The organism is Paenibacillus azoreducens (assembly GCF_021654775.1).
Lineage (GTDB): Bacteria > Bacillota > Bacilli > Paenibacillales > Paenibacillaceae > Paenibacillus_AQ > Paenibacillus_AQ azoreducens.
The window spans coordinates 6,749,997-6,762,551 of sequence record NZ_AP025343.1; the positions used below are offsets into that span (position 1 = coordinate 6,749,997).

General features: G+C 50.9%; 10 protein-coding genes and 1 pseudogene. 1 reads left to right on the plus strand and 10 read right to left on the minus strand.

Annotation, left to right across the window (positions count from 1 at the left end; genetic code table 11):
• Positions 1-116 precede the first annotated feature (116 nt).
• The 8 genes and pseudogenes from L6442_RS33230 to L6442_RS30375 all read right to left on the minus strand — a co-directional run bounded on the left by L6442_RS33230 (position 117) and on the right by L6442_RS30375 (position 9,424).
• Complete coding sequence (locus tag L6442_RS33230; protein ID WP_420538882.1) at positions 117-1,013, minus strand: MFS transporter; 897 nt, start codon at positions 1,011-1,013, stop codon at positions 117-119.
• Positions 1,014-1,124: 111 nt separating this feature from the next.
• Positions 1,125-1,642 (minus strand): annotated as a pseudogene (locus L6442_RS33235) (MFS transporter); the annotation flags it as partial.
• A 26-nt stretch (positions 1,643-1,668) separates the two neighbouring features.
• A complete protein-coding gene (locus L6442_RS30350; protein ID WP_212979531.1) occupies positions 1,669-2,394 on the minus strand; it encodes a hypothetical protein in 726 nt (241 codons plus the stop codon).
• 34 nt (positions 2,395-2,428) lie between these two features.
• A complete protein-coding gene (locus L6442_RS30355) occupies positions 2,429-3,148 on the minus strand; it encodes a polymer-forming cytoskeletal protein (protein ID WP_212979530.1) in 720 nt (239 codons plus the stop codon).
• 3 nt (positions 3,149-3,151) lie between these two features.
• Positions 3,152-3,790, minus strand: a complete 639-nt coding sequence (locus L6442_RS30360; RefSeq protein WP_212979529.1) for a YhbD family protein — start codon at positions 3,788-3,790, stop codon at positions 3,152-3,154.
• Positions 3,791-4,050: 260 nt separating this feature from the next.
• On the minus strand, positions 4,051-6,489 hold the full coding sequence (locus tag L6442_RS30365) for a glycoside hydrolase family 38 N-terminal domain-containing protein (protein WP_212979528.1): 2,439 nt from the start codon (positions 6,487-6,489) through the stop codon (positions 4,051-4,053).
• Positions 6,490-6,711: 222 nt separating this feature from the next.
• Positions 6,712-7,632: an ROK family protein gene (locus tag L6442_RS30370; protein WP_212979527.1), complete on the minus strand. Its 921-nt coding sequence runs from the start codon at positions 7,630-7,632 to the stop codon at positions 6,712-6,714.
• Entirely contained in the window at positions 7,625-9,424 is a 1,800-nt protein-coding gene (locus tag L6442_RS30375) for a class I mannose-6-phosphate isomerase (protein ID WP_212979526.1), read from the minus strand. Before L6442_RS30375 ends, L6442_RS30370 begins: the two co-directional genes overlap by 8 nt.
• A gap of 252 nt (positions 9,425-9,676) precedes the next feature.
• On the opposite strand from L6442_RS30375, the gene L6442_RS30380 reads away from it, so the two are divergent.
• Positions 9,677-10,597, plus strand: a complete 921-nt coding sequence (locus tag L6442_RS30380; RefSeq protein WP_212979525.1) for an AraC family transcriptional regulator — start codon at positions 9,677-9,679, stop codon at positions 10,595-10,597.
• A gap of 141 nt (positions 10,598-10,738) precedes the next feature.
• Here the strand turns inward: L6442_RS30380 and L6442_RS30385 are convergent, their stop codons facing one another.
• Both L6442_RS30385 and L6442_RS30390 read right to left on the minus strand, forming a co-directional pair.
• Positions 10,739-11,938 (minus strand): DUF4179 domain-containing protein, encoded by a 1,200-nt coding sequence (locus L6442_RS30385; RefSeq protein WP_212979524.1) that lies wholly within the window; start codon positions 11,936-11,938, stop codon positions 10,739-10,741.
• Positions 11,925-12,464 (minus strand): sigma-70 family RNA polymerase sigma factor, encoded by a 540-nt coding sequence (locus L6442_RS30390; protein ID WP_212979560.1) that lies wholly within the window; start codon positions 12,462-12,464, stop codon positions 11,925-11,927. The genes L6442_RS30385 and L6442_RS30390 overlap by 14 nt, the downstream gene beginning before the upstream one ends.
• Positions 12,465-12,555 lie beyond the last annotated feature (91 nt).

Below are 12,555 nucleotides of genomic sequence, written 5' to 3' on the forward strand. Positions count from 1 at the left end.
TATTCAGCATCCCCGCAAAAAATCCTTTTATCCGCGCCCGATTCTGTCCGTCATTTTGCGGTTCATATGCCTACTATTACCCGTTGTCTGAAGGCCGGGATGAAATGGCTTTTATTCTAAGCTCGTTTCTGCTTTGGGGCTGCCGAAGGCCCTTGGGCAAATTGCATGCGTCCCGCACCCATCATAGATACCGACACCAGCGCGAAGAAGACCGGGATCAGCGCCCATAAAAAAGTATGATCCACGGATAGAGATAATGCTGAACTAATCTTTTCCATCACCTGCGGCGGAATCAGCTCCCTTGCCTCCGGGGTCAGCATGTGCTGCGGGTCGGCGCCTGCCGGCATGTTCCGGCTTGCTGCGCCCAGTTTTTCCGTTAGTTGTCCTTTGAAATCATTACGCTGAATGATGCCGAAAATCGTAATCCCGATCGTCATCCCCAGCGAACGCAGAAACGAAATCGTCGAGTTAGCCGATCCCCGCTGCCGCATCTCCATGCCCTGAATCGCCGACATGCTCAGCACGGAAAAGGAGAAGCCGATGCCAAATCCGGTTATCATCATATACACGGAAAGGATAATCCTGGAAGTATCCGGCGTAATTGTCGCCAGCAAAAACATACCCAGCAAAAATACAACAGCCGAAAAGATCATGATTCTGCGGAACGACATTTTGGAGGATAACATGCCGCCTACCTGTGAAGCAACCACGGAGCTAAGCGTCAGCGGAAGCAGGATTAATCCGGAGTTTGTCGCACTTCCACCCATAACCCCTTGTACGAAGATCGGAATATAAACCGCTGCCGTAATAAACGCCGCTCCATAAAACAGTGCTGCGGCGCTGCTCGCGGCGAACAGCCTTTTCCGGAACATCCCATACGATATTATAGGCTCCGCCGCCCTTCTCTCCACAAGCAGGAAGACGATAAACAGCAGGGCAAACGCTGCAAACAATCCCATAATAATAAACGAATCCCAGGCATATTTATTGCCCCCGAGCTCCAGCGCAAACATCAGGCTGACAACGGCCCCCACAAGCGTGGCCGCTCCCCAGATATCGATTTTCTGTTTGGAATGCTCATGCGATTCGCGGTAAAAGAACACGACAAGCAAAAACGCGATAAGCCCAAGCGGAACATTAATATAGAAAATCCAGCGCCAATGCCAGAAATCCGTAATATAAGCGCCCATTAACGGCCCGAAAAGATTCGCTACGCCAAAAACCGCGCCGAACATTCCTGACATTTTGCCCCGCAGCTCCGGTGGAAAAATGTCAAAAATGATCGTAAAGTAATCGGGATAAGCGCGCCGCCCCCAATGCCCTGGATCGCGCGGTAGATGCTCAGCTCCGCAATGCTGTGGGCCGTACCGCAGAGCATCGAGCCAATCAGAAACACGACGATGCCGAAGACAAAAAATCTTTTTCTGCCATACATATCGGATAACTTGCCGAAAATCGGCATCCCCGCCATCTCGGCAACCATATAAGCGGAGGTCACCCACACGAACTGATCGAGTCCGCCCAAATCCCCGATAATAGTTCCCATTGCCGTCGCCACAATGGTGTTGTCGATGGCTGCAATCAAAATCCCGAGCAGAAGCCCCGCCACAATGAAACCCAGCCTGTTCTTTTTAACAGACATCCTTGTTTTCCTCCTCTTCAGCGTTGTTACGAACCGATTTTTGCCGATTGGGACACCGATGAACCTTGGTCCTGCTCGAATTCATCCCGGTATTCAACCAGACCGATCCGGCAACCGCCGCCAATCATGACTCTTCTGCCGCGGACAACGGCAGCCCTGGTATTTTCCAACACGATGGTATCGCCTTCGATCGTTTCGGCCGTCAGAGCACCTTCGGTACCGGGAATGAACTTCCCGATCAAGGGCAGACTATAATGCTTTTTCACCGTAATTTGCCCGCCAACCAGCTCACGCATCCGGCTATGGCCATAAAGCTTCAAATCCACTTGCTCCGCATTTAGCATGCCGTTAACCTCTACGCTTCCCTGCACCTTCAGCTCCTCCATCTCGCAATCTGCATTGACGTGAAGTTCGCCGGTAATTCTAGCCTTTTCGACTGACATTCGCCCGCCAACAGCCAACTCGCCGGTAACGGATATACTCTCTGCCGTAAGCTCGTTTCCGACCCTAAGTTCCCCTTGTATCTTTACGCTGCCGCTGCTCATCGTTTCAGCAACCTTCATTGTGCCGTTACAGGATGTATTCCCTGCATGAAGCGAACCTTTTACCTCGCTATTTCCCAGACATTTGAATAATTCGCAATGCGTATCGCTATTGATGACAGCGTCACCCATAATTTTGACATTATCAAAAGATCCGCCGTTCGAATGGCTATTTCCCGTAATTTTCATATCGCCGCGTCTTGTCGTCATTTGTTTCCAACCTCCTTTTGAAATCCTGCCATGTTTATAGCTGGTGAGCGGATCCGATTTGGGCATCGGCATCCCGCTGCAATTGCTGTTTGTATTCCACGCGTCCGATTTTGCAGCCTTCGCCTATCCTTACATTATTGCCCCGCACAATTTCGGCATCGGTATACTCCAGGTCCACTTCATCGCCTTCAATGGTATGCGCATGCAGCCGGGCCGAAAGCGCCGGCACAAATTGCTCGATGACACTGTATTTTTTCGCGCGCCTAACCGTGATCGTATCCCCGCCGATCTCCTGCACTCTGCATGGCATGTTCAGTTTGACATCCACCAAACCGGCATTAAGCAGCCCGTCAATGCTGAATCCGCCAAAAACTGAAAACACCTCGCACCCTACATCTTCCCTCGTTTTCAGGTTCCCGAATATTTCCACCTTTTCGCCGATCAGCCCTCTGCCAACCGACAACCGTCCGTTTACGGTCAGAAGCTCAGTGCAAACCACTTGTTCTTTAAGCGTCGCCATCCCGTCAAGAACCATACGGTTCGTATTGACATGGCCTTCCACCGTCGCTGTTCCGTTGACCGTGACGGATTCGCTTTGCAGCGCTCCTTCGATCGACATCGTCCCGTTGCTGTCAAGGGAAATACAGCTTGTGTCCCCCTTGATTTTGGCCATTCCGTCCGTTCTGACATGCGAATAGCTGCCGCCTTGCGACTTGCCGATGCCGGAGATTCTCAAATCGGATTTTGATTCCATGCTTTATGCCTCCATTTCGTTTAACTTCAGTTTTAACTCTTCGATGGATGCAGCCAGGGACAGCCGAAAAACCCATTTAACATCCTTGTCAAAATAAATCTGTTCCGCCGATTCCGTCAGAAACAGCAAGGGAACGCCCATTTTCCGGATCAGAGCCAGCTCGCACGGTTTGGCTGCCAAATCGCCGTAATGCTCCCTCATAACCGCAATCAGCATTTTGCCTTCTTCTCTCGTGATTTCTCCGCCTTGCAGCAGCTTATGAAGCACATAAACCGTCAGGATGTCGTTAAAGGACAACAACTCCTTCTGTCCCATCTCTTCTTCAAACAATTCCAGCGAAAAAATCGTAACAATGTTACGTTCTATAAGTTTGACAGCAGACATCGATTCAGCACCCAAATTTGGTGAAAACATATCCGCAAGCTCATCCAGGGACAAACCATCCTTCATATTTTTAATGCGTTCGATCCGCTGCAATATTTTATCCCTCGGAAAGAAGGTTTCCTGGCCCGTAAAAGAAGATTTGCGGACAAACCATTCTTCGGGTATCAGATTTTTCCGCTTCCAGCGGTACAATTGTCCGTAGGAGATCCCTGTCAGCTCCAGCAGTTCCTTTTTCGAAATTAGATCTTCTTCGTTCATGACGCCGCCTCCTCGCAAAATAATGTAACATAACATTGTTACGTTGTAAATCAGCAAAATCAAAATTTTTTAAAAAATTGGGAGTATGCACGGAAATAAGCTGTCTTGATCTTGCGGAGGAAAACCGTAAGAAGCCATTAGAACCGGGGAACTTCTGATTCGTTCCAGTGCGGAGGATAGAATTCACTTGAAAAAACAATAAGAGCAGAACGCTGACGCGTCTGCCCTTGCTGTTTTTGTGGATTGATTGGTGCCATGCTTTAGGCTTGGATGCGCCAAACCGTAAATCCGGAGCTCAGCGCCCGACACTGGCCGATGGCCTGTTCCGCCGTACGAACATCCCCACTCCATTCGATGGAATAGCGGAATTCGTAAAACCCGCCCAATGTCGCTTTAAAATTGGTTTCCCAGTAGTTGCTCATAGCCCAAACATACAGATCGCGTTCCGTCTCTTCGTTTTGTTGGGTATGAAGCAGGCGTTTGCCGTATTCCAGTGAGCCTAATTGAACGAGCGGGGTATCCGGCGTTGCAATCGTGAGGGCGCGGTTTTCTCCTACAAAGGCTAGCCCCTCCTGGATGCAATAGTAGTCAAGCAGCGTTCCCGGGAGCTGATCGACCCATGGGCGAATCGGTGCTCCGGCTTTATCCAGCCACAATGTCTCGTCATGCGGCATTCCGGACGTAAACGGCAGGGAGATATACACATTTTCCGGTTCCCACACGCTGTCTTTATGAAAACGTACGGATACGTCGACTCTGCAGGACGTGGCATAAAGTTTCAGGAATACCGAATAACAGCTCATGCCGCGTGTTTCAAATTGCAGTTCTACCACCCCGAACAACGGACCGTTCGAGATGATCTTAGCCTTCGCCAGACGCCCTGCGGAGCGCTGAACGTTCAATCCCTTGCGGTTCCGGCCCATTGCGCTGCGCACGGCATACATGCTGCCTGATACATCCATTGGCGTCACTTCATATACAGGCGTGAACGCGCCATGCTTTCGGTCCTTGCGTATCAGATCTTCGCCCGTTTCCTTGATCATCCAGGATACGATCCCCTCTTCGTTCCAGCTGATTTTTACGTACGGGGATTCGGCGGCATGCTGCGAAATGACGCATGTTTCTTTGGCCTCGGCTGACGGGTACATATCCTCGATGTCATAAACCGTATCGGCGCCGACCAATTTTATATTGCTTGTCGTTTTCGCTTTCGAGATTTTCGCCGGCCGGATGAAATATTGTTTTTGTTCCCCAGGCTGTAGATCCACCTCAATCGTAGCGCACTGAACGCCGGACTGATGCGGAACAACCTGACCGGTGCTTTCGTCAACCACTTCCATGCCGTCCTTGAAGCGCTCGTTTTCAAAGCCGTCCCATTCGAAGTCGGCAAGCTGTCTGGATGCCTGCTGCTCCGTGTTGACCACGCGGTAACGGAAAGCACGTCCGGGGTGCAAGAGCGATCCGCCCAAGGCGTTTTGCACTTTGTCCAGCGCCCCGTGCGCCAAGCGGCTGGCATTGGCTGCATAAGCCAGCTTACGCACTTCAAGCATCTGCACGTTCCAGTGCCATGGCGAATGAACCGAGGCATGAAATCCCCATGTATGCTCGGCATACATCACGAGCTGCTGCTCGATGTCTTGCAGCTCCTGACGGCTGATGATTTGCTGCCGAGGGTCCAAGCTTTTGATCTTACGCAGCGTCCGCTGGGCATCCTTGAAAATCTGGGTGTGCATCGGCGTGGAGCCTACCCCGTCCGACCACCAATCCGGCCAATCGCCCCGGTATACCGGAATTTCTACATCCTGTTTCTTCAAATGGCTGAAAAAACGGCTTAACGTGGCCATTTCCACATGGATTTTGTCCCCATGCAGCTCATTCCACGTCCGAATGGCATGCGCGATTTCCCCGTTCGGCGAGCCGTTGTCCGTAGCTAGTCCCGATATCATTACCGGAACGAAGTCGTAAGGATACCCTTCCTCTTCCAGCTTGCTCAGATACCGCTCGATGCGCGTCTTCATGATCTCTTCCCGGTTGTCCACGATCGCCGGCGTATGGAATTCGTCCCGGATCATGTAACTGCCGACGCCGTCCGGACAAATGCCGAGTTCATTCCCGAACATGTAGTGCTCCCCGTTCCATACGAGCAATCTCTCTCCACCCGGCGTTTCCCACCAGAACGGAACCTGCTTGCGCCCCAGCGCAAACATGCCGTGATGCGTATGAATGCATGAAAACAGATGCTGAATGCCCGCGTCCAGCAAGCTTTTCGCGTAACCCCAGCTGTAGCCGTTAATGTCGGCGGTCATCGCCGAATCTACGGGACATCCGATCGAACGACCGTACTCTGCCGCCTTGGAATGAATGGAACGGAGCAGGTCCTCATCGGCCAGTTCGGTCATGTTGAGATAAGTGCCCGATAATTCAATATCTCCCTGCCGAACCGCCTCTGCAAAATCGCGTTGTTCTTCGCTGCTTGCCTCTCTAAGAAACTGCTCAACCGCCCAAAACGTCTCGCAGGTCCATTTGAACCCTTTCCATTCGTCGCGTTTTCCGGATCTTATTTCTTTGGAGATGTTGACGGCCTGGCGGATAAAGTCCACATGGTACTGCTCGATCCGCTCCTGTCTTTCCGTGTAACCGATATCCGTATGCGAATGGTGAATCACAAAAATGCGCCAATTCCGGCTTGGTTTACTCATAAGTACATCCCCCATCACAGATTTAATAAAATGCATATCAAGGTATTTCTCCTGAAACTGAAAGCAGTAATTGACATTACGCGAGGTGGCCGCTGCGGTTACCGATCGTTCTTCCGATCGCTGTTGTCTCCAAATTTCTTTTATTATAAGTTTCCATAATGGTAGAAATCCGAAGACAAAGGCGACCACTACCGTTTCTTCAGATCGATTCCGTCCCCTTCGCTACTTTCCCTTTCCCACGAAAAGCCGGCACGCCCCTCTAAGTGCGCTCAGCGACATATCCGCTGCAATCCGGACCGGAACGTTATCCATCCGATCCGAAACGAAAAGATCCGCGGATTTGGCGATTTGCCCGCCGATGACGATGGCATCCGGCCGAAAGGACCGGATAAAGGGAAGCAGCGCCTCTGTCAGCCTTTCGCCGAACTCGCGGAACAACTGCACGACTTCCCATTCTCCGGCACGAGCCCTGCCTGCGAGCAGCTTCACGTCTTCATCTCCTGCTGCCATTCGCGTGATCCCTCTCTCTTCGGCGAGCCTGACGATCCCCCGGCGCGAAATATAATCGTCCAACACCCCGTCCCGGTAAGGCAATCGGTACAACCAACCTTCCTCCGGAACCCCTTCACCTCTTTTGACCAACCGTCCGCGGCTAATGAAGGCTGAACCCAATCCCGTACCGATCGTCAAATACATCGTTCTTTCATCGGACCGCCCCGCGCCAAAGGCGTATTCGCCAAGAGCGAACAAAGCCGCATCATTTTCAATGGCAACAGCCGGGGAACCGCTCCATCTCCCTTTCAGTTCAGGAATAGCGCCCATCCGGGCCGTTAATTCGTCTTTGAGATTGACGCCGTATAAGGCCTCAAACTTGTTCAAGCCGCGGGTCAGGCAAATCCCCCGATCGTAATCGAATGGGCCCGGGAACGCGAGCCCGACGCCTCGAATGGCGTATTCGGACGGAACCCGTTTCCCCTGCATTTCAATGAGTGCAGTAAAATGCCGCAGCAGCGCCTCCTTCGTATCGCCCGATCTGGCGGGATAAACCGCAACATGGTCCAAGATGCTCCCGTCGCTGCGGACAATGCCGGCCTTCACATACGTGCCCCCGACATCAAAGGCCAATACGACGCGGTCATTCATGCCCTTCGACCAAGCTGACGTTCCATTTCTTCGAAACGCCCGCTTTAATCAGCTTGCACGGCGCGCTGCCCCGGTTAACGATGGCATACGCGCCAAACGCGGCCGGGATGATGTAGGATTCCGCATAACGGAACTCGGCGTACACCGCTTCGTCTTCAAGCGAAACGATCTGCACGCATTCCCCTTCGACCAGGTTCAGCATGACAAACTCGTCTGCGGTCTCATCCTCCCAACGGTCGTTCAAATGGATGCGGTTGACATAAAAAAGCAGATCCTCTCTTTCTCCAAGCATGTATTCCTGATTGTTTCCCTGGGTATGCAGCAATTGCGGGCTCGGGGTCAAGTTCTGTTGAACCCAGTCTCCTTTTCGCGAGAAATCGATGTTCTCGAAAGCGTAATCGATATTCATCGGCCGCGGTTTGCCGTCCAAATCCTTCCGCACGTAATCGTATATTTTGAACGTAAACCACCATGTCGTCGCGGAAATTTCCAATACGAAATTATCCTTGCCCGAGCAGTGAACCGTGCCTGTCGGAATGAGGTACAACTTTCCCTTTTCACTCGTCCATTCCTGCACATAATCCGTGAAGGCGATCGGCTCTCCGGTCATCTGCGAATGTTCCGCCGCTTTGCGGAAATCCTCAGGCGTGCACTCTTCAGTCAAGCCCAGATAGACTTTGGCGTCGCCCTGTTTTTCCATGACGTAATACGACTCCTGCTGCTCCATGAACTCATTGAATCGTTCCCGGATAAAGCTCTGTTTCGGATGAACCTGGCAGGAGAGATGATCTCCGTCCATCGTGTCCAGGAAGTCAAACCGCACAGGAAAATAATCGCCGAACAGCCGAACGCTGCGTTCCCCCATAATGTCCAAATGGGAGTAAGCCATGACGAGCAGGAAAGGAATCTCCACCACATGCTCCCCGCTGGCAACAAGCACCGAATTCTCCGGCGCAATCGGCTCGAAGTTCCAGGCGCAGTTCACCATGTCCTCCGGCAAGTTCGCCAGTTTTTTCATATATTGTCCGCCCCATACGCCAGGCATCATAAACGGTTTGACCCGCAGCGGATAACGCGCGATATCACGAATTGCGGCCAGCAGATCGCGGATCGTCAGCAGGACGGGGCGGCCGGGATCGTTCATATCGACATACGCGTCGAAGGCCGTAAGCCGTTCCTTACGATAGGTTTCGAGCAGCGGCCATTCCACGAAATAGGCGATTTTGTATTTTTCAACGGCATCTATATTCCACGTGAACCCGAAGTTCAGCAAATCTTGCTTATGGGCGATCTCCTGGTATTCCCGGGAAACGTCGAGAAACACGGATGCATCGCAGCAGTCGTCGCACAGCCATAAGGCGCCTGGACCAAAAACGACAAACAACGTCCGGTCGTCCGCCACTTCCGATATTTCCGCTGCATACTCAGCAAATTGATGCCGTGCTGCGCTTCTGAAATAATCGTCGATTTTCCCTTCCGACACGTACCCGAATGCGCGGTTATCGGTGATGTTTCGGCGAAAATGATCCCGCAGCTCCGTGCCTGATTTTAAATATTCATACGTATCTTCTGCGGTAAAACGAAATCCCTGCTTCTCCGCATATGGGATCAAACGCATCAACAGCGCCTGAAAATCGGCACCGTGGGTACCGTCCACCACAAGCGTGAAGACGCTGCCAGCTTTGCCTTGGGCCCAAGAAATCACCTGCTGCAAAATGGACTCGTAACCTTGCCCGATTCCGTCTTCAAGTACGGTTTTCCGAATCGGATTCAGCGGTCTTGTGTTAAACATAAGCTTCCTTCCTTTCCCATCCGAATCTTTCATCAAAAATCATCAACAACGAACGTAGTATACTGCCTTTTCACGTCCCCTTCTTTTTGCATTAATCACCAGGGACAACTCTATTTCAAACAACAACGAACTCGTGTAACATTGTACAAGAGGACCTCGCGGGCGTCTTTGCATGAACGGGTCATCCTTTTGCAAAAAACGGACATACGCAGATCATTCGATCCTGACTACATTTTTAGGGGGAGTTCCCTCATGTCTATAGAATCCAGCTTTCGCAGAGCCAACCAAATCTGCAACCGCCAGCTCACCAGAATCGAAACGAAGGATTTAAGCATCTCCATCCTGTATTGGGGGTTTATGCCTACGCATTTCGATAATGCCCTGCATCGGCATTCTTTTTTTGAAGCTTGTTACGTCGTTGCAGGCAGCGGTTCTTACATCGAGCACGACACGGAGTATCCGCTCAACAGAGGCGCATCCTTTTTGTCTTTGCCCGGAACATGGCATCAAATCCGCAGCCTTGCCGGACTAACCTTGGTCTATGTTGCCTTTGAGGTCGATGAGGAACGCACCGGACAAAGTTACATCGAAGACTATCGCCGGCTCATGGAGCAAGCAAAACCTGTGGTTTATGGTGCGGATAACGAGCCTTTAGGCCATTTTTGGGAGGCGTTGATATCGATCTTCGCTGAACAAAAACCTGTGGCCCCAGCCTTGTTGGAATACAGCTCCACCTCCCTGCTGCTGTCGATTCCGGCCCTGCATGGACTTCATCGGGGAGATGCTTTGCATCACCAGGCAGATAGTGCATGGGATGAAAACACGCTTTTTCGGCAAGCAAAGCTGTTCATTCATGACAACCTGAGCGAAGAACTTACGCTGGTAACGGTAGCAAACCATCTCCATATCTCGCCCCGGCATCTGACAAGGTTGTTCCAGCAGCATACGAATCAAACCTTTGTCCACTATATTCAAGAGCGCCGGATTCAATTGGCTTCGCAGCTGCTCTTAAACGAAGACATGTCCATTAAAGATATCGCCTGCCAATGCGGCTTCCAATCGGTTCACTACTTTACCCGCGTTTTCACCCATAAGCTTGGCGTATCCCCTGCAAAATTCAGGCGCGTCCAATTTTCGGAGGGGCGTTCAGGCAAACATCGCTTTACGGAATAACGCAAAATAACCCCGCACGAAACGGGGCTAAACTTAACGCTTCTTTTTACAGAACTATTCTCTCTTGATCGGCAGCGTGGAAAAACATCTATGCAGATGCCTACCTCGGCTTGATCGACCCGGAGGGACAACAGACACCCTTTATGGGGTGTATAGCTTTTCGATTCGCGAACGTTCTACCGGTACCTTAATATTCAAATCTTCCACGTATTTTTTAATAATCCCTCCGTTTTGGTCGAGCCCGAACTTGCCTGAAGATGCTGAAGAATTCTCATATACAGGCCTATAAGGCTTTACAATAATGAAATCCGGAGCTGTAACGAACCTGTCCATCACGATCTCCATCGTCCCCGATTTTCCGCCCGGGTATAAGCCTTTTCCGCCGATAAGATTCGCCTTTTCCCCATGGCTTCCGCATACTTCGAATGACAGATTGCTCATATCGGCTTCTGTGAGTTCATGATCGGCGTGAAGTTCCAGCCTCAGTATCGTGGATATCGGTGAAAATTCCAACTGTTTAATGGTCAGGCTCAGTCCGTTTTTCTGCCTCGTTTCACCAGATTGTACAATGACATGGTCCGCCTTTTTATGAACGGGAAGCGAAATGACGAAAGGATCCTCGATTCCTTCCAGTGTGAGTTTTAACGTCATTAAAAATTCTTCGGGCAGGTGCGCCGAATCTGGATTCGTTACGTCGGAATTATTAAACACATGAAATAGCGCTGCATTAGGGTTAACCGATTGCCTCCACGACATCTGAGGTCGGTATCCGCCCGGATAATCCGCCATGGAATCTCCGTCGACTAGCAGTTCCGCATTCGTGATAGCTCCTTTTTCATAAATGATATCCGTATGGTCCCCCAAACGAACTTCCTTTCGATCTGTAATGCCTCCTTGAAAGTCTCCGCCTTCTCGCTGGAGAGAAAATGACAGTATCGTTCCGTCAAACACCACTTCGCTTATTTTAAGGGTGGTTCCTCCATGCTGGTCATAGGCATCGGGATCCGACACAAGCCCCCGGTCTCCCGCCGTTCGAAGCCCCAATTCATCAGCAAGCTTGAAAATACTTCCTACCACAGGGATTTGCTTAAACGTCTGAGCCATCACCGGGGAGATGAAGCCGCTCCCCAAAACAGCGATGAAGGCAACTACCGCGGCTGCAGCGACAATTCTTCCGGCTCTTTTTCTTTGTTTATGCGTTGCCGTTCCGGCCTCTCTTTCCAAATACGCCAAAGCAGCATACACTTCATCCTGCCGCCGGCGGATCAGCTCCGGAACTTCCGAGGTCATCTGCTTCTTTCCGGATTGCCTAAGCTCCCGCTCCAAATCAAATAGGCTCATACGATACATCTTCCTCCTTCCTGTTCTTCATCCAATCTGCCAGAATGCCCCGTGCTCTATGCAGACGACCCTTGACTGCACCTTTCGAAATATTCAGCACCTCCGAAATTTGCTTGATCGGCAGATCCTGATAATAAAACAAATGAATGACGATCCGGAGCGTTTCATCCAGACTGTTGACCGCTTCCTCAAGATCAATTTTTTGATAGTCTCCGTAATAGGAGGTAGCCGGGTTCGATGCCTCCGGCAGTTCGTTCATTACCACGGTTCGCTTCCTGTTTCGCAGCAATTGATTGCATTCATTAATGAGAATCCGGATCATCCATGTTTTAAAAAATTCCGGTTTTCTCAATGATGTGAGTGACTTATATGCTTTAAGCATGGTTTCTTGCATTGCATCCGCACAGTCTTCATCATGTCTTAAAATGGACTTTGCCAAGCCGTATAGCTGGGACTCTAAATTCCGCATGAGACGGACGAATGCATCAAGATCTCCCTGCTGTGCTTTCTTGACTTCCATTTCCATTGTTCGCACGTTTCTTTCGCCTCCTTTTGAGGGACCCTCTACGGATTTGATGATTCAGTATCATAGAAAAGTTATTTTCATTTCAAGACGT